Annotated in this window: 23 protein-coding genes; 12 read left to right on the top strand and 11 right to left on the bottom strand. The window is 47.6% G+C overall.

Annotation, left to right across the window (positions count from 1 at the left end):
- Nucleotides 1–79 precede the first annotated feature (79 nt).
- The 3 genes from G7Y39_RS05755 to G7Y39_RS05745 form a co-directional block, all read right to left on the bottom strand.
- On the bottom strand, nt 80–2,401 hold the full coding sequence (locus G7Y39_RS05755; protein ID WP_165155949.1) for a glycoside hydrolase family 20 protein: 2,322 nt from the start codon (nt 2,399–2,401) through the stop codon (nt 80–82).
- A 314-nt stretch (nt 2,402–2,715) separates the two neighbouring features.
- Nucleotides 2,716–3,561, bottom strand: a complete 846-nt coding sequence (locus tag G7Y39_RS05750) for an MBL fold metallo-hydrolase (RefSeq protein ID WP_165155947.1) — start codon at nt 3,559–3,561, stop codon at nt 2,716–2,718.
- Nucleotides 3,558–4,697, bottom strand: coding sequence for an MBL fold metallo-hydrolase (locus G7Y39_RS05745; RefSeq protein WP_165155945.1), 1,140 nt, complete (start codon nt 4,695–4,697; stop codon nt 3,558–3,560). The genes G7Y39_RS05750 and G7Y39_RS05745 overlap by 4 nt, the downstream gene beginning before the upstream one ends.
- A gap of 224 nt (nt 4,698–4,921) precedes the next feature.
- Here G7Y39_RS05745 and G7Y39_RS05740 point away from each other — a divergent pair, with 224 nt between their 5' ends.
- The 5 genes from G7Y39_RS05740 to G7Y39_RS05720 are packed head-to-tail and all read left to right on the top strand — an operon-like array spanning nt 4,922 to nt 9,891.
- Complete coding sequence (locus G7Y39_RS05740) at nt 4,922–5,848, top strand: Mur ligase domain-containing protein (RefSeq protein WP_165155943.1); 927 nt, start codon at nt 4,922–4,924, stop codon at nt 5,846–5,848.
- Entirely contained in the window at nt 5,845–6,396 is a 552-nt protein-coding gene (locus G7Y39_RS05735; RefSeq protein WP_165155941.1) for a DUF4924 family protein, read from the top strand. Before G7Y39_RS05740 ends, G7Y39_RS05735 begins: the two co-directional genes overlap by 4 nt.
- An 11-nt stretch (nt 6,397–6,407) precedes the next feature.
- Nucleotides 6,408–7,271 carry a dTDP-4-dehydrorhamnose reductase gene (gene rfbD / locus G7Y39_RS05730; RefSeq protein WP_165155939.1) on the top strand — a complete coding sequence of 288 codons (864 nt, stop codon included), beginning with the start codon at nt 6,408–6,410 and terminating at the stop codon, nt 7,269–7,271.
- A gap of 30 nt (nt 7,272–7,301) precedes the next feature.
- On the top strand, nt 7,302–8,882 hold the full coding sequence (locus G7Y39_RS05725) for a peptide chain release factor 3 (RefSeq protein ID WP_165155937.1): 1,581 nt from the start codon (nt 7,302–7,304) through the stop codon (nt 8,880–8,882).
- A 1-nt stretch (nt 8,883) separates the two neighbouring features.
- Complete coding sequence (locus G7Y39_RS05720) at nt 8,884–9,891, top strand: FAD:protein FMN transferase (RefSeq protein WP_165155935.1); 1,008 nt, start codon at nt 8,884–8,886, stop codon at nt 9,889–9,891.
- Between the two features lie 131 nt (nt 9,892–10,022).
- Here G7Y39_RS05720 and G7Y39_RS05715 read toward each other — a convergent pair whose 3' ends face one another.
- From G7Y39_RS05715 to G7Y39_RS05695, 5 genes are all read right to left on the bottom strand, one after another.
- A complete protein-coding gene (locus G7Y39_RS05715; protein ID WP_165155933.1) occupies nt 10,023–10,715 on the bottom strand; it encodes a YjjG family noncanonical pyrimidine nucleotidase in 693 nt (230 codons plus the stop codon).
- On the bottom strand, nt 10,715–11,587 hold the full coding sequence (locus G7Y39_RS05710; protein WP_165155931.1) for a hypothetical protein: 873 nt from the start codon (nt 11,585–11,587) through the stop codon (nt 10,715–10,717). Before G7Y39_RS05710 ends, G7Y39_RS05715 begins: the two co-directional genes overlap by 1 nt.
- Before the next feature lie 19 nt (nt 11,588–11,606).
- A complete protein-coding gene (rsmI, locus tag G7Y39_RS05705; RefSeq protein ID WP_165155929.1) occupies nt 11,607–12,311 on the bottom strand; it encodes a 16S rRNA (cytidine(1402)-2'-O)-methyltransferase in 705 nt (234 codons plus the stop codon).
- A gap of 9 nt (nt 12,312–12,320) precedes the next feature.
- Nucleotides 12,321–12,938: a hypothetical protein gene (locus tag G7Y39_RS05700; RefSeq protein ID WP_165155927.1), complete on the bottom strand. Its 618-nt coding sequence runs from the start codon at nt 12,936–12,938 to the stop codon at nt 12,321–12,323.
- Nucleotides 12,939–13,047: 109 nt separating this feature from the next.
- Nucleotides 13,048–14,463: an ATP-dependent RecD-like DNA helicase gene (locus G7Y39_RS05695; protein ID WP_165155925.1), complete on the bottom strand. Its 1,416-nt coding sequence runs from the start codon at nt 14,461–14,463 to the stop codon at nt 13,048–13,050.
- A gap of 93 nt (nt 14,464–14,556) precedes the next feature.
- Between G7Y39_RS05695 and G7Y39_RS05690 the strand changes: the two genes are divergently transcribed.
- The 3 genes from G7Y39_RS05690 to G7Y39_RS05680 are packed head-to-tail and all read left to right on the top strand — an operon-like array spanning nt 14,557 to nt 16,577.
- Nucleotides 14,557–15,192 (top strand): hypothetical protein, encoded by a 636-nt coding sequence (locus G7Y39_RS05690; protein ID WP_165155923.1) that lies wholly within the window; start codon nt 14,557–14,559, stop codon nt 15,190–15,192.
- A gap of 12 nt (nt 15,193–15,204) precedes the next feature.
- Nucleotides 15,205–16,029: a DUF3822 family protein gene (locus G7Y39_RS05685; RefSeq protein ID WP_165155921.1), complete on the top strand. Its 825-nt coding sequence runs from the start codon at nt 15,205–15,207 to the stop codon at nt 16,027–16,029.
- Nucleotides 16,020–16,577 (top strand): RsmD family RNA methyltransferase, encoded by a 558-nt coding sequence (locus G7Y39_RS05680; RefSeq protein WP_165155919.1) that lies wholly within the window; start codon nt 16,020–16,022, stop codon nt 16,575–16,577. The genes G7Y39_RS05685 and G7Y39_RS05680 overlap by 10 nt, the downstream gene beginning before the upstream one ends.
- Here G7Y39_RS05680 and cls read toward each other — a convergent pair.
- The 3 genes from cls to G7Y39_RS05665 all read right to left on the bottom strand — a co-directional run bounded on the left by cls (nt 16,549) and on the right by G7Y39_RS05665 (nt 20,011).
- Nucleotides 16,549–17,985 carry a cardiolipin synthase gene (gene cls, locus G7Y39_RS05675; protein WP_165155917.1) on the bottom strand — a complete coding sequence of 479 codons (1,437 nt, stop codon included), beginning with the start codon at nt 17,983–17,985 and terminating at the stop codon, nt 16,549–16,551. The genes G7Y39_RS05680 and cls overlap by 29 nt on opposite strands.
- A gap of 214 nt (nt 17,986–18,199) precedes the next feature.
- Nucleotides 18,200–19,174 carry a GNAT family N-acetyltransferase gene (locus G7Y39_RS05670; protein WP_165155915.1) on the bottom strand — a complete coding sequence of 325 codons (975 nt, stop codon included), beginning with the start codon at nt 19,172–19,174 and terminating at the stop codon, nt 18,200–18,202.
- A 12-nt stretch (nt 19,175–19,186) separates the two neighbouring features.
- Nucleotides 19,187–20,011: a 1-acyl-sn-glycerol-3-phosphate acyltransferase gene (locus G7Y39_RS05665; protein WP_165155913.1), complete on the bottom strand. Its 825-nt coding sequence runs from the start codon at nt 20,009–20,011 to the stop codon at nt 19,187–19,189.
- A gap of 432 nt (nt 20,012–20,443) precedes the next feature.
- Between G7Y39_RS05665 and rsmH the strand changes: the two genes are divergently transcribed.
- Genes rsmH through G7Y39_RS05645 form a run of 4 tightly spaced genes read left to right on the top strand, consistent with a single transcriptional unit; the run spans nt 20,444 to nt 25,401 of the window.
- A complete protein-coding gene (gene rsmH / locus G7Y39_RS05660; RefSeq protein ID WP_165155911.1) occupies nt 20,444–21,358 on the top strand; it encodes a 16S rRNA (cytosine(1402)-N(4))-methyltransferase RsmH in 915 nt (304 codons plus the stop codon).
- 12 nt (nt 21,359–21,370) lie between these two features.
- On the top strand, nt 21,371–21,724 hold the full coding sequence (locus G7Y39_RS05655) for an FtsL-like putative cell division protein (RefSeq protein WP_165155909.1): 354 nt from the start codon (nt 21,371–21,373) through the stop codon (nt 21,722–21,724).
- A gap of 18 nt (nt 21,725–21,742) precedes the next feature.
- Nucleotides 21,743–23,938 (top strand): penicillin-binding protein, encoded by a 2,196-nt coding sequence (locus G7Y39_RS05650; RefSeq protein WP_165155907.1) that lies wholly within the window; start codon nt 21,743–21,745, stop codon nt 23,936–23,938.
- Nucleotides 23,939–23,940: 2 nt separating this feature from the next.
- Nucleotides 23,941–25,401, top strand: a complete 1,461-nt coding sequence (locus G7Y39_RS05645) for a UDP-N-acetylmuramoyl-L-alanyl-D-glutamate--2,6-diaminopimelate ligase (protein ID WP_165155905.1) — start codon at nt 23,941–23,943, stop codon at nt 25,399–25,401.

Genomic DNA, 25,401 nt, shown 5'->3' with positions numbered 1-25,401 from the left:
GTTATGACAGTTGTCATTTAATATAAGGTAAGAAAGCGAGATGGCGGGTATCTCTCAGCCATCTCGCTGTATCATTATCTTATAAGATTTCTATCTCATCTACGAACAGGAACGCGGGACTTCCGGCGCCACCGTGCCATTTGGGCAGTTTGCTGCTGTTGATAATAACCTCGATATAGCGGGTCTCTACCGGAGCGAAGGATATCTCTTGGGGATATAAACCGTCCTTGTCGTTTTGGGTCAGCTCCGGGATTTTCTTGGAAGCTACTTCCTTGAAATTCTTGCCATCGTCGGATACCTTTACGGTTACGGAAGAGGCGCCCATGATCCAATCGCCTTTTACTACATTCGTATTGAAAGCTATCTTTTGGATCTCTGTCGGCTCTTTCAGGTCGATCGTGGCGTCAAGATCCTTGCCTTGGAAGCCCAACCAATGTCCGGTCTTGTAATTGCTACCTCCGCGTAAGCCGTCTATCAATACCTGTGCCCCACTGAAAACGTATCCTTTGCTGGGTTGCTCCTTCAAGGTAATGGGCTTCACTGTCGCTTTATTGAAAAAGATCTCCTCTGAGAAGATGCGGCTCGTACCGTTCGGACGGACAACGATCGCCTTGAATTCGCAATTCCGGTTGATTTGTACCGGATCTTCATACTTGATGCTAGCGATCGTAGGATCGCTACCGTCTACCGTGTAATAGATATCTCCTTCACCCAGCTTTGTCAAGGTGATGTCGAGTGTCCCGTTCTCCGTATGGGGGGTCAGGGAGGCGTCAATATCGAAGATATGCTTTCCGTAGTTATATCCCAGGCGATCGTAAAGTTGTGTCATGCGGACCACACGGGGCAGGAACGTCTGATAATCTTTCTGGGACGGATCGCTCCACTGGATGTCGGCTACGGCGTCGATACGGGGCATGATCATGTATTCCACCTGTGAGAACGTCGGGATATATTCCGTCCAGAGGTTGGCCTGTGCCCCGATCACGTACTTCTGGTCTTCAGGGGAGATACCGGCTGTCGGCTCGAAAGAATATACCTTCTCTAACGGCAAGTAACCACCGATCGCATCGGGCTCAAGATCCGTATCTGCGGATTGATAGTAATCCAGATACACATAGGTATTGGGGGTCATGACCACGTTATGCTTTTGCTTGGCGGCCTCGATGCCACCGCCCATGCCGCGCCAGCTCATTACCGTGGCATTCGGAGCCAAGCCTCCTTCCAGGATCTCGTCCCAGCCGATGATATGGCGTCCTTTGCTCTCCACGAATTTCTCCATACGGGAGATCACGTAGCTTTGCAAATATTCCTCGGCGGAATGTTTCTCATCTCCCTTGATACCCTCCGCCTTGATGCGAGCCTGGCATTTCGGGCAGGTCTTCCAACGTACCTTCGGACACTCATCACCACCTATATGGATGTATTCGGAAGGGAAAAGATCGATAACCTCGCTCAATACGTCTTCCAGGAATTGCATGGATTTCTCGTTCCCGGCGCAGATCACGTCGTCGGATACACCCCATTGCCCCCATACGTCATACGGTCCCCCTGTACATCCCAGTTCCGGGTAAGTGGCCAACGCCGCCAACTGATGTCCCGGCATATCGATTTCCGGAATGATCGAGATATGGCGTTCGGCGGCATAATTGATGACATCGCGAATCTGGTCTTGTGTATAGAAGCCCCCGTATTCTTTCCCGTCATACTTTCCGGAGTTATGGCCGATCACGGTCTCCTTGCGTTTGGATCCGGTCTGTGTCAATTCCGGATATTTCTTGATCTCGATACGCCAACCTTGGTCATCGGTCAGATGCCAGTGGAATGTGTTTTGGTTGTGCAAGGCAAGGATATCGAGATATGTTTTTATCGAATCCACCGGGAAGAAATGGCGGCTGACATCCAGCATCATGCCTCTATAGGCAAAACGGGGATAATCGTTGATGGCAGCTGCCGGCAATTCTACGTTCATCCCTTGGGCTGTGGCCGGGATCGATTTACGTAATGTCTGGATGCCGTAAAATACACCGGCATCCGTACTTCCCGCGATCCGTATCCCGTTATCGCTGACGCTCAATTGGTATCCTTCCGGATGCCGGATACTTTGGTCGATAACGAGGCTGATCCCCTTACCGGGCCGGCCGGTAGCGGTTGCCAGTTCATAGCCCGTGATCTCCTTGATATAAGAAGCGAGGAACTCGGCGTTCTTCTTCATCTTATCATTACCCTCCGGATAAAATATCTTCGTGGACGGACTTAAGACGAAAGGATGGCCGTTCGTCAATGTTACTTCCTGTGGCAAAGGTACTACTCCGTAATCTCCTTTTACGGCCTTACCACCGGAGCAAGCGATCATTCCCGTGCAAAATGTCAGGACGAGCGCTAGTTTGCTTAGGTTGTTCATGTGTTCAGAGTTTAGAATGTAAAACAATAATTGATTCAGTATCACTGCCCAAAGATACGAAGAATTAGCCGTTTTATCGAATGTTTTTTCACTTTTGATACGATAACTTTCACGGCTCTTTCATTAAGATGCCTTTGCTTTCTCAAAAAGACTCTTATTTTACGGCGGGAACGGTTATAGCCGATAACCCGCACAGTATGGGCCATGCCTAGTAAATGCGAGGTGAAAACGCCATACTTCGCGGGGTGAAATGCCACACTTCGCGGGGGGAAATACCACACTTCGCAGGGAGAAATACCACACTTCGCAGGGGGCTAAGGTGTGGCATTCCCGGAGGATATTTCCTTGTCTTTCTTGTAATAGGTATTCACCCGTTTTACGGTCGTACAGCAGATGTAAGCGTCATGGCAGTAGATGAGCGCTTGCCCTTTTTCGGCGGCTTCGGCGAGCATGCGCAGTTTCTCGTTGTATGACGTGACCGGATACGTATCGTAAGCCGAGATCCATTCCGGAGATACGCTGGCTGCAAGGGGGATAACATCCCCGGCAAAGACAAAAGTCCGGTCCTCCGTGTGGATATAGGGAACAATTTGTCCCGGAGTGTGCCCATCATACAAGCGTAGCTCTATCGCGGGGCAAATCGATGTATCGGCATCTATCAGCCGTAAGGAATTAGCCTCCGCGACGGCTTGCATATTCTCGATGAAATAGGAATCTTTCTCCAAGGCGTTCGGATGAAGGAAATTCTCCCACTGCTTACGGCTAACCCAGTGGCTCGCGTTAGGGAATGAAAGTGATAGGTGTCCGGTAGATTCATCCTTTTGCGTGGTATAGCCGCAATGATCGAAATGGAGATGGGTGAGGACAACATCCGTGATTTCCTCCGGTTGGATTCCCCGGTTTCGTAGTTCCGTGCCGAGGTCCGCCAAGTTGAAGAAACGGTAATAACTTAGTTGTTTTAAGTGTTTATTTCCCGCTCCGTTATCTACTAGGATGATGCGTCCGTCATCCGTTCTTATGATAAGGCTACGCATGGCGAGCACGCAAGCGTTTGTCTCGTCGCTCGGATAGCGACGGCTCCAAGCGCTTTTAGGAATGGCCCCGAACATGGCGCCTCCATCGGCGTAGAAGTAGCCGGTGTCTAGGATCTGTAGGATCATCGTTTATACCAATAGGTTTCCCCCCATGTCATCAGGCAATTCGGCCGGGCGATATTTTCCAGCTTCATGAATGAGACCCCATACGATTCGCGATGATCGATGGTATGACCTAGCTCGTTCTCATGTCCCGTAATCACGAGCCTGGGACCGAACCCTTCTATGGTATCTGACATACGGTTCGCCCAGCAGTTTATCAGCAATACGTCCAGGGCCGGGATTTTTGTCTTTACATTGAGCAGCCATTTCAGGTCTTCATCGCTATATTGATCACCTGTGTGTGAGAAGGTGAGACCTTCAGGGGTTGTTATAACATGTATGTTATTTATCAGCTCGCTTTGATGGCCCGGAAGTAGTTTCACCTTTAGTTTGCCTCCATTAACCTCGAATTCTCTGTCTGTTATCTGTTCCGAACGGATGTGAGTCACCTGCTTGTTTTCCTTCAGACTGTTCGCGGGAGCGACTACCTGCTTACCTCCGTCCGTAAACATTTTCACGACCTTCGGGTCTATATGGTCCGGATGGTTGTGGGAAAGGAACATAATGTCACACCGTGCGACAAGAGCCTGCATGGTCTCGTCAGAGATCAAGGTCGCTGAATTTTCCATGGTTCTCCCGCGATATAAGTCGAAAGCGACCGTAACGCTTTTTGTCCTTACGATAAAGCCATCATTGTAAAGTTTATATATTTTCATGCCTGTTTCCGGCAGGTTACGCATATCTTCCAGTACCTCTTTCATGCGGGATTCCATAAAACGGGAAACCGTCTCGCTTCCGTCCAGCCGGGTATCGTGAAATATGCCATCCAGTAGCTGCAGGGCCGCTTTACGGGCCGATGACGGTTTATTTGAGGAAGGTGGATTCTCTTTCAGAAGCGTATTAACCAAATGAAAGGATTTTTCAGTCTGATGGATCAGATAGGCTTCTTGCTTTCCCCAAAAGGGCGCTGTTTTATCTTGTTTTTGCGATGATGGTTCTTTTTTCGGTACAAGCGTATTCCCTGTGTCCTCCGGCAAGATGTAAGGATCGCGGATGTGGGTGTCGGCGATGGCGTGTACTTGTGGCCGGGCTTGCGTGAACTGTACGAAGAACGCTGGTGCCCAAAAAATCCATACGAGGAAGTCGTGTCGTGTTTTCATCTTGTATATGTCTCCATGGTTATTTCTTTGAATGATTGCCATGCGCGAATATACGTTTTTTTTTCGTACCTCGGTCGGGTCGCGGTATGCGGTACCAGAACATCGGCCCTTTCTTCTTGTGGAATTTATACAGGCTCCGGTTTTAATCGCGAAGGATCTAATTTTTCGCTTCTTTGTGCCGAAGGTATTTATAAAAGTCGTACTTTCGCGCTAAAATCAAAACGATGCGAAAAGTTCATTTGATCTCCGTAACCGAACCTTTGGTTTTAGATCTAGCCTTGGCTCTTCGAGAAAAAGGATATGAGGTAAGCGCTTCTGGTTGTGATCTGACTGAAGAGATGATAGGAAGACTTCATAACGCAGGCTGTACCTGTTATGGGGATGGGTGGTTTCCGGAGAAATTAATAAAAGATATTCACTCGGTGGTTTTGGGAGCTAAAGTAAAGCAAGATAACCCGGAATTATCGCGCGCGAAGGAATTGGGGGTGTTGATCCAATCCATTCCGGAATTTATATTTCAACGGACTCGGTCGAAGACACGGGTTGTCGTGGCGGGCAGTCGCGGGAAAAAAACGATTATTTCCATGATGATCTGTGCGCTGCGCCGGCAAAAGTTGGCGTTCGACTATGCGTTGACCAGCAAAGTGGATTTACTTCCGAACCGGATACGTCTGAGCTATGAGGCGCGTATCGCTTTGATTGAAGGAGATGAGCATATCACTTCAGCCTTGGACAAGCGCTTCCAATTGGAATTCTACCGTCCGCATATCGCCATCCTGACGAACCTGTCTTGGTCTGCCGAGACGGATCATGCGACTCCGGAGGCCTATTTATCCACTTATCAATCCTTCTCTGTTTCTATTGAGCGGGAAGGGAAATTGGTTTATTTTGGTGGTGATGATACGGTCAGCCGGTTGGCGGGAGAGGTCCGGAGCGATATCACCGCTATTCCCTTTGAGGAACATCCGGTCGTGGAGAAAGGCGGACAGACGTTTCTGCATACCCGCTACGGAGATTATCCGGTGCGGATACCCGATCGCTATTTCTTGATCAATCTGAATGCGGCACGTTTGGCTTGTCGGCAGTTGGGCGTTAAAGACGCGGATTTTTATCAAGCCTTATCGGAATATAGTTTATCTTTGCCGATATGATAATAGCTAGACAAAAAAGGAAAGAGAATATCGCTGAATATCTGCTTTATATGTGGCAGGTTGAGGACTTGATCCGGGCGAATCAATTTGATATGGATTCGATCAACCGCACCGTGATCGCTCATTATGACCAGCCTGAGGAGGTGAAGAGGGAGATCGCCCGATGGTACGAGGAATTGATCGAGATGATGCGTGGCGAGGGGGTGATGGAGAAAGGCCATATCCAGTTGAACAGGAATGTGATTCTCTCGTTGACCGATTTGCATCTCCGTCTTCTGAAATCCCCAGCGGAAATGATTTATAGCGCGGCTTATTACAAGACGCTCCCTTACATCATACAGCTCCGGGCTAAATCGGGTGGAGAGGATCTGCCGGAGCTGGAAACCTGTTTCTCCGCCGTATATGGCTATCTGCTTTTGCGTATGCAAGGGAAAGAGGTGAGCGCGGAGACGTTGGAGGGTATTAAACAAATCAGTTCCTTTTTGGCGTTGCTCGCCGAGAAATATCGGGAAGATATGAAAGGAACACTTAAACTAGAGGATTACTAATAGATATAAACATGAAGACAGTTTTGGTGACCGGAGCGAACGGTCAATTGGGAAATTCTATCCATGCTCGTATCGGCCGGTATCCCGGCTATAATTTTCTTTTTACGGATATAGATACGTTGGATATTTGCGACAAGGAGGCCGTCCGGAAATATGTCTTGGAAAATGATGTTCAATATGTCATGAATTGCGCCGCTTATACGGCGGTGGATATGGCGGAGGACCATGAGGATCTGTGTATGCGCATCAACCGGGACGCGGTACGGAACTTGGGTGAGGCCGCTCATGCCGTGGGTGCGAAGGTGATACATGTATCTACCGATTATGTGTTCGATGGAACGAGTTGTCGTCCTTATTTGGAAAGCGACGCGACTTGCCCTGTTTCCGTATATGGACGTACGAAACTGGCGGGAGAGCAGGTCTTGATGGAGGTATGCCCGGACTCCGTGATTATTCGTACGGCCTGGTTGTATTCCGAGTATGGGAACAATTTTATGAAAACGGTACTGCGTTTGGGAAAGGAGCGGGATGAGTTGCGTTTCATATTCGATCAGGTGGGTACGCCTACTTATGCCGGAGATTTAGCGTTGGCCATGTTTACCGTGCTGGAATGTGCCGAAGCGGGTCAATTTATACCGGGTATCTATCATTTCTCGGACGAGGGTGTTTGTAGCTGGTATGATTTTACGGTAAAGATCTTGCAGATAGCAGGTCTGAATAACCGGGTGATTCCCATAGAGACCAAGGATTATCCGACACCAGCCAGCCGGCCACATTATAGCGTGTTGAACAAAGGTAAGATAAAACATACGTATGGACTGACGATTCCCCATTGGGAGGCTAGCTTGACCTACTGTATGAATAACAAAGTGTAACGGATAACAATATATACATAATTAAATAGAATGAGCCAGTATTCAGAAGAGATCGAAAGAAGAAGAACGTTTGCCATAATCAGCCACCCGGATGCCGGTAAGACTACGCTTACCGAGAAATTATTGTTGTTTGGTGGTGCGATCCATGTAGCGGGAGCGGTGAAGTCGAATAAAATCAAGAAGACTGCCACGTCTGACTGGATGGAGATTGAGAAGCAACGTGGTATCTCCGTAGCCACCTCCGTAATGGCTTTTGACTATTCCGATCATAAGATTAATATCTTGGATACGCCGGGTCACCAAGATTTTGCCGAGGATACGTTCCGCACCTTGACAGCGGTGGATAGCGTTATTATCGTAATCGATATCGCGAAGGGGGTAGAGGCGCAGACTCGTAAATTGATGGAGGTTTGCCGTATGCGTAAGACTCCGGTGATCGTTTTTGTCAATAAGATGGACCGTGATGGTAAAGATCCTTTCGATTTGCTGGATGAGATAGAAGAAGAACTACAGATAAAGGTACGCCCATTGAGCTGGCCGATCGATATGGGACAACGTTTCCGGGGTGTATACAATATTTTCGAGCAGAAACTGAACCTATATACCCCGAGTAAGCAATATGTGACGGAGAATGTGGAATTCAAGGATATCACTAGTCCGGATCTCGAGGCTTATATTGATCCTACACAAGCCGCAAAGCTTCGCGAGGATATAGAGTTGATAGAGGGGGTTTATCCCGAATTTGATGTAAATACGTATTTGGATGGGGATATCGCCCCGGTGTTCTTCGGCTCCGCTCTGAATAACTTCGGTGTGAAAGAACTATTGGATTGCTTTATCCGTATCGCTCCCTCTCCACGCCCGATCCAAGCGGTAGAGCGTGTGGTAGACCCGAATGAGGATAATTTCACCGGCTTCATTTTCAAGATCCACGCGAATATGGATCCGAACCATCGCAGTTGTATCGCTTTTGTGAAGATTTGTTCCGGTCGTTTCGAGCGTAACGCGAACTATAAGCATGTACGCTTCGGTAAGGTGATGCGCTTCAGTAGCCCGACGGCTTTCATGGCCCAGAAGAAAGAAGTGGTGGATGAGGCGTTCGCAGGTGATATTGTCGGTTTGCCGGATACCGGGAACTTTAAGATCGGGGATACGTTGACTTCCGGAGAGGATCTGCACTTCAAGGGATTGCCGAGCTTTTCGCCCGAGATGTTCAAATATATAGAGAACGCCGATCCGATGAAGGCAAAGCAATTGAACAAGGGTATCGAGCAATTGATGGACGAGGGTGTCGCTCAGTTGTTTACCAATCAATACAATGGCCGGAAGATCATCGGTACGGTGGGACAATTGCAGTTTGAAGTCATTCAATACCGCCTGTTGCATGAGTATGCCGCCCATTGTAAATGGGAGCCGATCAGCCTGTACAAGGCTTGCTGGATCGAGAGTGATAACCAACAGGCATTGGAGAACTTTAAGAAACGTAAGGCGCAATACATGGCGTTGGATAGGGAAGGTCGTGATGTTTACTTAGCGGATTCCGGCTATGTATTGATGATGGCCCAGCAGGATTTTCCGGATATTAAGTTCCACTTTACATCAGAGTTTTAATATGAAAAGTCGATTCGCCATTCTTTGTTTACTTGTTAACATCTTGTTGATAAGTTGTGAACAGGCTCCCCAATACTATGAGGTATCCGGAAGGCTCCATACTCCTTATCATATTAAGTTTGAGCACACTAAGCCATTGGATAAGGAGATTGACGAGCAGTTGAAATATTTCTACCGGCTGTTTAATGCTTTTGATTCTACTTCGGTAATCAGTCAGGTAAATCGGAACTGTGATATACGGGTAGACACGCTCTTCCAAAAAGTCTTTAAGAAGGCGCTGGAGGTGTCTGCTGAGACAAATGGGGCCTACGACGTGACTTGCGCCCCGTTGATCAACCTTTGGGGGTTTGGCTTCAGCCGGAAGGATAGCGTGACGCCTGCCCATATTGATAGTATCCGTCAGTTTATTGGATACCGGAAGGTGTGTTTGGAGGGAGATCGCGTCGTAAAAGACGATCCTCGCCTGATTATGAATTTCTCTTCCTTGGCGGATGGAACGGTTTGCGATATGATCGCTCAGATGCTGGAGAAGAGAGGGGTCCGTAATTATTTGGTGGAATTTGGTGGCGAGATGCGGGTAATGGGCGTGAATCCCATGGGAAAGGATTGGCGCTTGGGCATAACCAAGCCTACGGATGACGCAGAGGGCATCCATCAAGAATTGGAGCAAATCGTTAGTTTCCCGCGCCCGCTGGGCATGGCTACTTCCGGTAATTACCGTAATTTCTATATCAAGGATGGGCGTAAATACGCCCATACGATCGATCCTCGCGAAGGTTGCCCTGTACAGCGGGATATCCTTAGCGCTACAATCGTCGCCCCGGATGCCATGACCGCTGACGCGTATGCTACGGCGTTTATGGTCTTAGGCTCGGAGGAGGCTAAATCTCTATGCGCAAAAGTGCCCGGTCTTGACTATTTTATTATTTGCTCTGATTCGGTAGGAGATGGGTATCATACGGAATATTCGGAGGGGTTTCGCCAATATCTGGTGATAGCTGATAAATAATCGGTTAATTTATAATGTGTTAAGATATTGTTCTTAGAATAGGCATTGTAAGGTCTTTACGATGCCCATTCTAAGAAGCTTAGAATGCCCATCGTAAGCCTGCTATAATGGGCATTGTAAGAAAGGTCTGTTTATAGGATGGATTTGATCTCCTCCAGAGAGCGGACTGTGTAGGTTGGGATGAAGCCTACGGCAGGTAATCCTTCCGGATTCAACCATATCTGGTCGATCTTGGATTGATAAGCCCCAATGATATCAGCTTCCCAGCTATCCCCGATCATTAAGCTCTCGGGTCGACGAGAGTTCGTGTTCTTTAAAGCGAAGTCGAAAATACCTTTATGGGGTTTTTGTATATTAGCGTCCTCGGACAGGATCATCTGTTCGAAATAAGGAGCCAAGCCGGCGTTGCTAAGTTTCTGGAATTGTACCTCACGGAATCCATTTGATAAAATAAATAACCGATAGGAAGGGCGAAGATATTCCAGTAACTCAACGGCTCCGGGCACTAATCGTTTTTTTGTGGTCGTACGTCGCAAGAAATCAGTATTTATCGATAAGATGGTCTTCTTATCCTCTATCCCTAACGGACGAAGTACGTAGAGAAATCGATCCAAGATTAAGGTTTGCCGGTCTATTTCCCCCGAGCGGTACCTGGCCCATAAGTCTAGATTATGAGGCATATAAACATCGAAGAAAACTTCGAAGGAGGCATAATACCGATCAAAGTGATAATCGGTATATAGCTCCTCGAGGCTTTCTTTATTGTTATGGTACGTATCCCAAAGGGTATCGTCCAAATCGATAAATATACTTTTATAAATCATTATCCAACTTCGATCACTAAATACTTGCCTAGGCTCCAGAATGCCTTCTCGTCATTTATTGTCAAGGTCAAGTTCCCGTCTTCATCCTCTACGAACTCATAAGATCCTTCCGGATGATTGGATTTTAGTTTAGCTTTACCTGCGAACAAAGGAATTTCTTTTACCTCACGGATATCGACAGATATGAAGTAATCTTTGTTGAAGCCACTCTGCAATACTTTAGATTTCGAGAACAGGCCGCCACCGGACAAGATCTTCTGTTCCTTCAATTCCTTGGAAGTGCCGAAGCAATAGTATGCCGTATGAAGAGCTTTGTCTTGAGCATTCAATTTCTCGGATTGAGCGGCAGCGGTAGTCGCCAAACTTTCCACATCCTCATTCAAGGAAGTTACCATCTCGTCCAATTCTTGGATACGTACGTTCTTCTTTGCCAAATCCTCTTGCAAGGCGACAATCATTGTTGCCTTTTGATCCAGCTCGGATGAAAGACGATCGATCGTCTTACGTAACGCGGCCGATTGAATACCGCTTTTCTTCAGTTTCTCTTCCAACAGGCTGATTTGCTCCCTGTTCTTCTTCAGGGTCTCGCTGATCAATCGCATGTTCTGCTTGATTTGATCTCTGCGCGACTGATTTAGCTCACCGCCGGTTTGTTGTTGGATTGTCAAGTAATTCTCGGCATCACGTATAGATTGAAAATCAGATTCAATATCATTTAGGGTGGAGAGCAGATCATTAAGCTCATCCGTGTTCTTCGTATTCTCGATACGTAGAGAATCGTTCTCAGCCTTTAGTTTCTTGTAATCCGCTGAATTTTGGCCACAAGAGGCCAATATGGCCGCGCAGATACATACTAATAATACTTTCTTCATGTCCTTTTCGCTTGTTAAGTTAAACATCTTTTTCTGTCTCTTTGTCCTTTTTATCTTTTAAGCCTGCTAATACAATAACAATCTCACCCCTTGGTTCGTTCACGGTAAAATGCCGAATGGCTTCTTCTAGGGAGCCTCGTACGGTTTCCTCGTGCAATTTGGAGATTTCCCGGGATACTGATACTTGACGATCCGTACCGAAAAACTCGGCGAATTGCGTCAAGGTCTTGAGCAGACGGAAAGGTGATTCATAAAAAATAATGGTCCGGTATTCCAAAGCCAATTCTTTCAGTCGGGTCTGTCTCCCTTTCTTTTGAGGAAGGAACCCCTCGAAGCAGAACTTCTCATTGGGCAATCCGGACGCTACCAAGGCGGGCACGAAAGCCGTAGCTCCGGGCAGGCACTCTACGTCTACCCCTTGGCGAACACATTCCCTCACCAACATGAATCCCGGATCAGAGATGGCCGGCGTACCGGCATCGGAAACAAGGGCGATGTTCTCGCCTCCCTTGATACGGGCCGCGATTTGCTCCACCGTCTTATGTTCGTTGAATTTGTGGTGAGACTGCATCTTGTTCTGTATCTCGAAATGTCTCAGCAATATGCCGGTCGTACGGGTGTCTTCCGCTAAAATAAGATCCGCTTCTTTTAGTGCACGGATCGCCCGGAATGTCATATCCTCCAAGTTGCCGACAGGAGTTGGGACTACAGTCAATTTTGCCATATCAAATAGTTATGAGAAGCGCTTTTCCAATAGCTTGATGAAATCGGCTACGGAAGCATCTTCTAGATTCCAGTTCAATACATTGTTTAGATAAGTGACCGACTCCTCGTACGAAGTAAGATCGTTCAGGTCTGCGATCGCCCCATTCATTTTCTCCTCATTTCCTCCGAATAATTCCCTCTTGAAGCGGAAACGATCATTTAAACTGAATGCCTTACGAAAATCAGAAAGATTCTTTTTCTCCAATATATCATTCAGTGATATACCGGATTTGTGGGAAATCTGATCTTCGATTATCGGCGTAATTGTCTCGTCGATCGGTTCCTGTACCTGTGCGAGCTCGATCGTAGGGGATACTTCCGGAGTCGGTTGCATCTCCTGCATCTGTGAAGTTCTATTCACGGGAATAGAATCGATAAGTCGTTGATGTTCCTCCATTTGTTTACGCAAAGCCTCCAACTGAAGTTCCTCCAGCGTATGAAGCTCCTTCAATACCTTGTGGGTCAACCGGAAGGCCTGGTCGAAGAAAGAGGCGGGATAGATTTCCGCGTCCCTCATTCCGGCTACCAACTTCTCCAGCTCCCTGATACCGATCAGCAGGTAATCTATTTTTTCCTTGTTTACCATTTCTATATGTTTTTCGGATGCTATAAATCATCCGGACATACGTATGTCTCGCAACAAAAGTAAGTATTTCTTGCCAATGTCGCCAGTCCTGATCTTAAAATATTGTAAATCATTCGACGAACTCATCCGGTAAATTCACCAGATACAGGTGATGGGTCGCCCGGGTAAAAGCCGTGTAGAGCCACCGATAGAAATCCTCTCCAAGCATTTCTTCCGTGATGTAACCGATATCGAGAAAGACGTTCATCCATTGGCCGCCTTGGGCTTTATGGCAAGTTACCGCATAGGCATATTTTACTTGGACGACGTTATAATGAGGATCTACCTTCATCTTTTTCATTTTCCCCGCCTTGGTAGGGATCTCCTCGTAATCCTCTAAAATGGTGTAGAATAGCTTGTCGTTTAGCTCCTTAGGAAGGGCAGGAGAGTCGGTCTGTAAAGTATCCAATAGGATTTTCAAGTCGATTTCCAGATCATAATCTTGAAAACGCGCTGTGATGTCGGCGAAGCGGAAGCCATACAGCTCTGTGACACGGCGTACCCGCAGGACTTGAATGATCTCTCCATTCGCTATAAAATCCATCTCCTCGCAGTTCGCTGTCCAATAATAGTTGTTCTTGGCTACCATTAAGCGATCGCCGGACGATAGTTCTTCTTCCCTGTATAGGATACGGTTGCGTATGCCATTATTATAAATCGTGGCTCGTTTATTCGAGCGGGAGATAATCATTGTCTCTTCCATGCCATCGCGGCTATAGGCGGAAGATATTTCCTCAATTAGCTCATCTCCATTGACTTTCGTGAAATCAGAGAAGCTTTTCAATTGTAATTTCGGAAAGATCTCGACTGTGTGGTTTCGTAGTGCGTCTCGCAGCCGGGTAGCGTTGAACAGGATCCCCGAGTCCTCGCTTTGGCGGACGACTTGAGTTAACGCGATCTCCCAAACCTGTAGGTTGTAACCCCGTAATATCTCAGGATTCAAGGCAGGGCTCTCCGTTTGTGTCACCGGAGGAAGCTGTGCGACATCTCCCATCAGGATAAGACGGCAGTTTTCCCCGGAATAGACATACTGGATTAAATCGTCCAACAGGCGTCCGGAACCAAAAACAAATGAATCCAACCCCTTGTTGGCGATCATGGAAGCCTCGTCGACAATAAAAAGTGTATCTTTATGTAGATTATCTGCCGGCATGAAGCCCACCGGTTCATTGGAAAACGCCCGTTGACGATATATTTTTTTATGAATTGTATACGCTTTTTGGCCGGCGTAGCCCGAGAGGACTTTGGCTGCCCGTCCGGTTGGAGCCAATAAAAATGCTTTTTGCTTTAGTTCGTTAAGCGTTTTCACCAAAGCTCCGACCAGAGAGGTTTTCCCGGTTCCGGCGTAACCTTTCATTAGCAGAAGACTGTCCGGTTGCTCGGATATGAGAAATTCGGCGAGCGTATGGAGCGCTAAAAGCTGATCGTCCGTCGGTTTATGGGGGAAATTTCGTCTGATTTGCCGGCTTATATAACTATTTATCATTTTGATCGCAATAATTTTTGCGATAAAGGTAGCGTATTAAATATTCTTTTTTAAATTTGCCGAACGAAATAAATTCAAAAAACAATACAAACCATGAAAGTTACATTAAAGATTTTATTAGCTGTCGCAGTTGTACTGCTAGTTTACATGTGCTACAAGAGCGTCACCGGTCCGATTGAGTATGATGATCAGAAGACTGTTCGTGACAATGCGATCATCGCCCGTTTGGTTGAGATCCGTAAGGCTCAGATCGAATACAAGAACATGTATAAGACTCATGCCGGAAGTTTTGACGATTTGGAGAAATTCTTGAACACGGATAAGTTGCCGTTCTTGATCAAGGAAGGTGTACTGACGGATGAGCAGTTGGAGAAAGGTATGACAGAAGCCGAGGCTGTTAAGAAAGGTCTAATCAGACGTGATACCATGTGGGTATTGGCGAAAGATACTTTGCTGGGTAAGGACTATGATGTAGCGTCTATGCGTTATGTTCCGGCCGTTCCGGGTGAGAAGATTACTTTCAAGATGGATACGGCTACGTTGAAATCCGGTTCGGGTTATGAGATCAAAGTGTTCGCTTGTGAGGTCCCTTACAAAGAATATTTGCGTGACATGGATGCTCAGTTGACTTATAACTTGGTCGAAAAGGCAGAGAAACAAAGTAAGTTCCCGGGATTGCGCGTAGGTTCTTTGGAAGAAATCAATAACAACGCAGGTAACTGGGAATAATCAGTGACTCGTATGACTATCAGCATTCCTGATACGTTAACTACTGGTAATTCGGAAAAGTATGCAGTGTCCATCCGGCTTCGGCCGGGTGGACTTTCTTTTTCCGGATATGATCCCTCGCTTGGAGGAAGTTTCTTTTATCGGGAGACTGAATTTGATCGGACGGTTTCTTTCATCTCTTCCCTTAAGGAGTTTTTCTTTACCCATGAGTTCCTTACATGGGCTTATAAACGGATTAACGTGATCTGTGCATTTCCGGAATATAGCTTGGTCCCTGATAATTATTGGGAGCACGGCGAGGAAAGACGCTTATTGGATTTCAACTTTTCTACGTCGAAATTGTATTGCTTAACCGATACTTTGAAGGAACAACAGGCTAAGTTGGTGTTTGGGGTAGACGAGGAGGTCTATAAGTTTTGCTCCCGCTCTCTTTTGCATCCATTCTTCTCCCACTACATGACTGCTCCGCTAATGCTATGGGCAAGAGAGAGTAGCGCTAGCTTGTCTCGGCAAATGTATGTCGTGGTAGAACGAAAGCGGATGGATGTAGTGTGCTGCGCTCAAGGAAAACTCTTATTTGTGAACTCTTACCCGATCGTCCAATCGGACGATATAGTATACTATATATTATATGTATGGAAACAGGCGGGATTGGACCAAGAAAAGGATCAGTTGCATTTTGCGGGGGAATCTTTCTCGCGAATGCGGGTCCTGGAGCGATCGCGAGCCTATCTACGCCATGTTAAGCCGATGGAAATCCCTTCGGAAGCCTATTTGTTGGGAACGGATGTAGCGAAAGCCCCCATGGATTTAATATCTTTATTAATATGCGAATAATAAGCGGTATATACGGTCGTCGGCGTTTTGACGTGCCCTCTTCGTTTAGCGCACGTCCTACGACGGATTTTGCGAAAGAGAATATTTTTAACGTGGTAAATAATTTGGTGGATCTGGAAGGTATGGATGCGTTGGATCTTTTTGCCGGAACCGGAAGTATTTCTTTTGAGTTGATCTCACGAGGATGCCGGAATGTAACCGCCCTAGAGAAAAATAACGCGCATGCCTCTTTTATCGCCAAGGTGGCGAAAGATCTGAAGACGGATGCGTTGACCCTGATTCGCGGGGATGTTTTCCGTTATTTGAATTCAGCCCCGAAGCAAAGTTTCGATTTTATCTTTGCCGATCCTCCGTATGTCTTGCCGGAGTTGCCGGAAATACCTGCTTTGGTTCTCGAGCGCGATTTACTAAGGGATGGAGGAATATTCATCATGGAGCATTCTAAGGCCAATGACTTCTCTTCTTTGCCTTATTTCTACCAACATCGGGTGTATGGTTCCGTGAACTTTAGCATCTTCCTTAAAGCAGGGGAGAAAACAGACGCATAAATGATTCCGCCATGCGTTGCTTGAGTGGGCGCTTTAACCAGCGGGAAGGGACCAAGCGCTCGCAGTGATGCATGTCGTGTATAAAGGTGCGTTTCATTTGGAGGGCGAATTCCCTTTGATATACGAAGGCGTTAATCTCGAAGTTATGCTCAAAGCTGCGGAAGTCCATATTGGCGGACCCGATGCTTGTCAATGCGTCATCGGACACGACTAACTTGGAATGCAGGAAGCCCGGTTTATAGAAGTATACTTTTACACCGGCTTTTACCATCTCGTCTATAAAGGAATGACTGGCCATGTTTGCCGAGCGTGTATCGGAACGTTCGGGCAGCATCAAGCGAACATCCACTCCCCCCAAGGCGGCGGTTTGCAACGCCTGGTTCAATCCCTCGGTAGGCAGGAAATAAGGGGTTTGTATAAAGATATATTTCTTGGCGTTGGCGATCAAGAAAATAGTCGCTTGCAACAAGGTTCTCCATTGACCTACCGGACCGCTTGTGGCGATTTGCATAACATTATCGCTATAGATTTGGGCTGCCGGATAGTAAATCCGATCGTTCAGGAGTTTTTTGCTAACCACGTACCAATCGATGAGGAATACGGATTGCAGTCCGTGCACTCCTTTCCCTTCGAATTTAAAATGCGTATCCCTCCATGTGCCCCAAGAGGTCCCCTTATCGTATCGGTCGGCTATATTCATGCCTCCCATAAATCCGACTTTACCGTCTATCACGATAATCTTGCGGTGGTTCCGGTAATTCACCTTACTGGTGAAAACGGGGAACGCCACCCTCAAAAACGCATATACCTCGATACCTGCTTCCTTCATTTCCTTAAAGAAGCTGTCTTTTACATTCCAACAACCCACATCATCATAGAGTACACGTACCTCCACGCCTTCTTTTACTTTTTTGATAAGGAGCTGTTGCACCTGTTTTCCGATCTCGTCATCACAGAATATGTAATATTGTATATGGATATGGTGGGTCGCTTTCCGGATCTCCTCCAGCAAGTCTTTGAACTTATCGTTACCATTCGTATAAATCGTGATTTGTGTTCCGTACAGGAGGGAGGATTGGTTGGTGTTAGTCAACAAGGTCGATAAAGGTTTATAGGGATCCGGGACTACGCAGGCATCTTGAGGTAATTTCCCCTCTTGCGGCCTTTTCATGATTCGTTTATAGGTGCGCCTCGATATGATTCGTTGTTTCCGGTTATCTTGTCCAAAGAAGAAGTAGAAAAGCAGTCCGATGCCGGGAGCTAATAATAAGACGATCACCCAAGGGATTGTCTTTAGCGGGTTCCTGTTCTCTGTAATGATAACCAATACCAGCCCTAATATGGTGACGCTATACAATATGATAAATATTGTACCAACGATTAACTGTATATGAATGGCTGTTAACATGGAACGCTCCTCTTGCTTTGTGACTCGCTAAGGTAAGAATGCTTTCCGAGAATAGCAAATTTCCGTATCCTTTTTACGTTTACGTTGGCCCACGGCCCTTTCATTCAGGATCCAACCCGCGCAACCTCCGGAACCTCTTTCTTGCCGGTTCTTACAACCGATAAATCCCTTTATCGATAAGGCATTAAAATCGTCCTCTTCCTTTCTTTCTGATTCATTCCCCGATGAAGTTCTTACGTATAAGCTCGGCAGATTTGTATTCCTCTTCCAGATACGTCTCGATATGCCGTTTCTTCTTGTCCTTTAAGATCTCGTTGATAGCGATTAGGATGCCCGTCTCCTCCACCTCTCCGAACTCATGGTTGATAGCGGTGCCGAATACACGCATCTTAGGCGATAGACTCATGTAAGCGTTTACCAAAGGAGGCACGTTGATACCGAATTTACGGACCTCTTGATTCAATACCCTGTAGTTATCCTTGAAATTATCATGCGGGAAAAGAGATTTCATCTTCTCTACATCCATATTAGTTTCCAGGGGATATATCGGAGTGATCAGTTGATCCGCGTCCGGGAAATGCAAGCCGAGGAAGTACAAGATCATATTACGGGCCTCTTGGTTGTACGTATTGTACATGGTCACCTTCCCAAAATAATACCGCAAGCTCGGATCAACGACGGATAAGGCTCCCAATCCGTCCCACAGATTATCCAGCACGAACAAACCTTTCGTCCCGGAACGGGTGGACTGATACTCCAGAGCCACGAACGATCGCCCCAATTCTACCGTATAAGGAAGGATCTCCTTGACAAACTTCTCCGAGAAATTAAACAAGTGCGAGGTCGCCAAGATCGGTTTGCCTTTCTCGTCGAACTTAACGTCCGATCCGCAAAGGAAACGGTATCCACCCAAGATCTGCTCATCTTCCGGACTCCAGACAATCAGCTGGCGGTAAGCGTCTTCCATCGTGTCATACTCATCGATATCCACCGGGAATCCCGTGCCACCCCCATAATAACGGAAAGCGATCTCCCGCAGACGCCCTATCTCTTGCATGACATTGGGTGAGTCGTGCGCCGTGACGATATAAATCTCATTCTTCGATTTATTGGTTCTTCTCAACCTCTTTTCTTGGGTCAATTCAACCTTTAGTAGAGCCCTGTCTATGGGATTGATAATGTCTTGCATATGTTTCGTCTGTTAATCCTTGAGTTTGTAAACCTTATTTTTCATCCATTCGGCCCATTCGACAGGTTTCTTGCTGTTGTCGAATGTCTGCCAAGGGATAGGCTTCCCGAAGTAAATCCGGAAGGTCTTATGTTTGCTCCGGAACATCTCGTCCGGTAAATAAATCATCTCATAATTCATCTGTATACCTAACACCTTGCGTATCCGGGCGAGGTTATAGAAGAAATTGGAGTTCCGCCCATCAAAATAGACAGGCACGATATTCCGTTTATATTCCACCGCTTTCTGTATAAAGGACTTCTTCCACTCCGGGTCTTGTATCTTTCCCTCGATCTTGCGGGAACACAGACCTGCGGGGAAGGTGATGATCTGGTCGCCCGAGGCAAAAGCCTCCTCCAGCATCCGCGCGTTGTCCTTTCCTTGGGCACCGTGTTTGTTGATCGGTACAAAGATGGATTTTAGATTGGAGAGATAAAGCAATAAATCATTGACCGGACACTTAATGCGGCCTTCGAACCGGGAACCGATAACGGCGGAGAGACAGATACCGTCCAATCCTCCAAGCGGATGGTTGGAGGCGAAGATATAGCGTCCTTCGGTCGGGATGTTTTCCTCATGTACTAGATCAAGGGTAAGGTCAAAATAACCGATAAGCTCACGCATGAAATCCACCCCTTCCTTATCGTGGTAACGGGTTAGTATATCATTCAGCTCCTCTTGGTGAACCGTGCGAATCAAGTAGTCCACGATAAATCCCGGGATCTTGCGCGACGCCTTGGGTGCCTTTTGTGCCAATATTTGCTTAATATCTATCTTTGTCACACCTTGTTTTGCCATCTATATAAGCTTGTCGGGGGACAAAGATAAAGTTAATAATTAAAATGAGAGAGGTTTGAGCGAAGTTTTTGCTTTCTCGCCAGCTATCTTGGCCATTCCATCTTGATCTTTTTGCCGCTATCATTAGGGGAGGGTAATCCCCGGGAACTTAGCGATCGGTTCTCTAACGGCTGTCGCATGATTGTCCAACAGTCGTTGGAAGATGAGAGAGAAAGGAAGAATAGACTAACGAATACCGATGAAAAGCGTAAGATAGAAAGACGAGAAGACGAAGGGTTAACGACCTGTTGATAACTTTTTCCTACTTTTCTTATAAAATATTGGCGGGTAATTTGGGAAATGTGTACTTTTACCCTCCGATAAGGCATGTGTGTGCGTATCAAAGGAGTACGGCGCTTGATTTTAAGGGGAAGTTTAACGTAAGAACAACGAATGGAAGAAGATAGTTGCTATCATGTACCGGTAATGTTGCGGGAAAGTCTGGAGGGACTGGATATTCGTCCCGACGGGGTTTACGTGGATGTTACGTTTGGCGGTGGAGGACATTCCCGCGAGATCTTGAAACGGTTGGGTCGCGAGGGCGAACTTTACGGGTTTGACCAAGACGCAGACGCCGAGTCTAATGTTCCGGCGGATTCACGATTCACTTTCGTGCGCAGTAATTTTCGTTATTTGTATAATTTTATGCGTTACCACGGAAAAAACGGAGAGGTGGATGGTCTGTTGGCGGATTTAGGTGTCTCTTCCCATCATTTCGACGATAAGGATCGCGGTTTCTCTTTTCGTTTCGACGGGGCGTTGGATATGCGGATGAATATGCGTGCCGGGCAGACCGCCGCCGATATCGTGAATAATTATACGGCGGAGGCGTTGGCCGATGTGTTTTATCTATATGGCGAGTTGAAGGTGTCACGGAAATTAGCCTCTGTGCTGGTGAAAGCCCGTGAGACAAAGAGGATAGAGACGATCGGGGACTTCTTGGAGGAGATCGAGCCTTTTATGGGAAAAGACAAGGAGAAGAAATTCTTGGCGCAAGTTTTTCAGGCGCTTCGTATCGAGGTGAACGATGAGATGAGGGCGCTGAAAGAAATGTTGCGGAGTGCCTTGCGAGTGTTGAGGCCGGGAGGACGATTGGTGGTTATCACATATCACTCCTTGGAAGACCGTCTGGTAAAGAACTTTCTGAAGACCGGAAACTTCGAGGGGAAATGCGAGCAGGATTTCTTCGGGAACGTGCGATCGCCTTTTCGTTTGATCAATAATAAGGTAATCGTCCCGACAGACGAGGAGGTGGAGCGGAATCCTCGTTCCAGGAGCGCCAAGTTGAGAATCGCGGAGAAGGTATAAGGAGAAATAGGTATGGAAGAAAACGGACAACATAAGAAAACAAGGAAGAAGGAGAAACGTCTTTCGCCCTGGTATATACTCGGCGGCGGTGTGCTGAAAGAGGATTTTATTTTGAGGCATACGCGCATGATCGTGTTACTCGTCGTGCTGGCGTTTTTCTTTATCGGTAACCGGTATACTTGTTTGCAGAAGCTGCGTGAGATCGATCGGTTGCAACAGCAATTGAGGGATGTGCGTTTCGAGGCGTTGTCGATCTCATCCGAGTTGACGGGCAATAGTCGCCAATCTCAAATCGAGTCGCTGATCGAAGAGCAAGGTATTGATTTGGAGGGTGCGAAAACGCCTCCTTATGAGTTACATAAGTAAGATAAGGTGTAAATGGGTATGTCTGAAGAAAACGAACCGAAAGAAATAGAGCCTAAAGGTAGCCGGATTTTATTCTGTTACTTCGTGGTCGTGCTGTTGTTGGGGCTTGTGGCCGTAGGAATCTTGTTCCGCGCCTTTGATACGGCCTTTGTGGAGAGGGATAAATGGATGAAAGTGGCCGAGAGCCAGAAACGACCGAACCGTTTGGTGCTGCCCGGACGGGGCAATATCTATTCGTCGGACGGTAAGTTGATGGCTACCAGCGTGCCTCGCTACTATATGTATATCGACTTTAAGGCGGATGCGTATACTCCGGCTAAGGGTGCCAAGTATAATTGGCTGGATACGTTCAAGACGTCCAAGAAGGATGGTGTGGACTCGTTGGCGTTTTATCTTTCCCGTAAATTGAAGGATCGTACGCCGGCGGGCTATAAGGCTTATCTGCTGAAAGGACTGAGCGGGAAGAGCCGCCAGTTCCCGATTTTCGCAGGGAAGGTCTCGTATTCGGACTTGAAGGAGATCCGCCAGTTCCCGTTCCTTCGTCTGGGACGTTATAAGAGTGGTTTTTATACGAAGGAGATGGTGCAGCGCCAGAAACCTTTCAGGACCTTGGCGTCTCGTACGATCGGTGATATCTACGGAGAGATCGAGGAGGGCGGAACCACAAAGGGAAAGAATGGATTGGAACTGCAATACGATTCGCTCCTGCGGGGGCAGGCCGGGTTGAGTTCCGTCCGTCGTGTCGGCGGAGGCTGGACGAACGTGGTCGAGGTGGAACCGGTGGATGGCATGGATATCCGTACCACGATCGATATTAATATACAGGATATAACCGAGAAATCGTTGGTCGATAAATTGAAGGCGATCGATGCCGAGTCCGGTACGGCTGTCGTGATGGAGGTCGAGACCGGGGAGATCAAGGCGATCACGAATATGGGGCGTATCCGCGAGGGCGGATATGGTGAGACGAAGAACCATGCCGTGGCGGATGAGATCGAGCCGGGTTCTACTTTCAAGGTGGCCTCTATCATGGTGGCTTTGGAGGATGGTGTATGCAATCCGGGAGATACGGTCGATGTGGGCAATGGTATATACATGTACAAGGGAGCCCGTATGACAGACCATAATATGAACAAAGGTGGATACGGACGGATCTCGGTGGAGCAGGCGATTTGGTATTCCTCCAATATCGGTGTAGCCAAGACGATCCTGAAAGGTTATTCGGATAACCCGACGAAGTTCGTGGAGGGACTGTACCGTATCGGTATGAATGCGGATCTTCGTCTGGAGATACCGGGAGCGGGACGTGCCAAGATACGCCGTCCGGATGATACGACCCGTTATTGGTCCAAGACCACCTTGCCTTGGATGTCGTTCGGTTACGAGACGCAGATACCGCCGATCAATACGTTGACGTTCTTTAATGCGATCGCAAACGGCGGGAAGATGGTTCGTCCGATGTTTACGAAAGAAATCTTACATAACGGCAAGACTGTGCGGCGTTTTTCCCCGGAGGTGATCAACTCTTCGATCTGCTCGGATCATACGTTGGAGTTGATAAAAAATATGTTGCTGGGGGTTGTGGAAAAAGGAACCGGTAAGGCGGTTCATTCGGATATTGTCCGGATTGCTGGAAAGACCGGTACGGCGCAGATCGCTACGGGCGGTGTTTACCGTACGAGCGGGCACCAAGTTTCTTTCTGTGGCTATTTCCCGGCTGATCATCCGAAGTATTCTTGTATCGTGGTGATCCGCCGTCCGCGTATCGGTTATCCTTCGGGTGGTACGATGTCGGGAGGTGTGGTACGTGCGATTGCCGAGAAGATATACGCCGGTCATATGTCATTCGATGTCCGGGATATGGAACGGGATTCGACAGCCGTGATGGTGCCTCGTGTGAAAGGAGGCGACCTGAGGGCGGTAGAGGGAGTATTGGATGAATTGGATATTAAGGTGGATACGGACAGTTTGGAGACAAAGTGGGTCGTAGCTTCCACCGAGCAAGAAGAGAATAAAGTGAAATTGAGCGATCTGACGATTCGGGAAGGACTGGTTCCCCGGGTAGTTGGTATGGGGGCTAAAGACGCGGTTTTCTTGTTGGAGCAAGCCGGTCTGCGTGTCTCCTTGTCGGGTGTCGGACGGGTCGTCTCGCAGAGTATTCAGCCTGGATGGCGAGTGTCTAAGGGGCAGACCGTATTATTAACATTGAAATAGGTATGGAACTAAGGGATTTAATCGGTGCGTTAGAAGCTCCTATGTTGATGGGTGCGGATAATGTGGATATCACGAATATTCAATCAGACTCTCGTCGGGTGACGAAGGGGTCTTTGTTTGTCGCTGTGAGAGGTACGGTCGTGGATGGCCATGCCTATATGGACAGCGCTGTAGAGAAGGGGGCTGTCGCTATCGTATGCGAGGAGATCCCGTCCTATTTAGAGGGGCGGTGCTCGTTTATCGTGGTGAAGGATTCGGCGGAGGCGCTGGGTCTTTTGGTTTCCCGCTGGTATGGTGATCCTTCCCGGAAACTGGTGCTGGTAGGCGTGACGGGTACGAACGGGAAGACCACGATCGCCACCTTATTGTATGAGATGTTCCGGAAGATGGGGCATAAGGTGGGATTGCTTTCCACGGTATGTAATTATATAGACGGCGAGGCGGTACCGACGGATCATACGACACCGGATCCGCTTACGCTTCATTCCTTGATGACCCGGATGGTAGAAGCCGGATGCGAGTATGCTTTTATGGAGGTTAGCTCTCATTCAATCGATCAGCGACGCATCAGTGGCTTGTCTTTCGACGGGGGGATTTTCACGAACCTGACTCGCGATCATTTGGATTACCATAAGACCGTGGAGAATTACTTGAAAGCGAAGAAGAAATTTTTCGATGATCTGCCTGCCGGGACTTTCGCCTTGACGAATGCCGATGATAAATCCGGCTTGGTGATGTTGCAAAATACGAAGGCGAAGAAGCTAACCTATTCCTTGCGTACCTTGGCCGATTTCAAAGGAAAGATATTGGAATCCCATTTCGAGGGTACCGACTTGATGATTAACGATCGGGAGGTCATGGTGCGTTTCGTGGGGCGTTTCAACGCTTATAACTTGTTGGCTGTGTATGGTGCCGCGGTTTCTTTGGGGAAAGATCCCGAGGAGGTGTTGATCGTGCTGAGCACGCTTCGCTCCGTATCCGGTCGCTTCGAGACGATTCAGTCTCCGTTCGGTTATACGGCGATCGTGGATTATGCGCACACGCCAGATGCCTTGACGAACGTACTGAATGGGATTCATGAGGTATTGGATGGGAAAGGGCGTATCATTACCGTCGTGGGTGCCGGAGGAAACCGGGACAAGGGGAAGCGTCCGTTGATGGCGAAAGAGGCTGCTAAGCTGAGCGATCAGGTAATCCTTACCTCCGATAACCCACGCTTTGAGGAACCGGATGATATTATTAAAGACATGGTAGCCGGATTGACGAAAATGGATATGGAACGTACCTTATGCATCACGGACCGTACGCAAGCGATCAAGGCCGCTACGATGTTGGCGAAGAAAGGGGATGTGATCCTTGTTGCTGGAAAAGGCCACGAAGACTATCAGGAGATCAAGGGGGTGAAACATCACTTTGACGACCGCGAGAAGTTACGCGAGATTTTTTCGACACAACAATCATAA

This window comes from Parabacteroides sp. ZJ-118, assembly GCF_011038785.1.
Taxonomy (GTDB): Bacteria; Bacteroidota; Bacteroidia; order Bacteroidales; family Tannerellaceae; genus Parabacteroides.
Note: the sequence above shows the minus strand (reverse complement) of the source record. Positions and strands in the feature narration are given on the sequence as shown.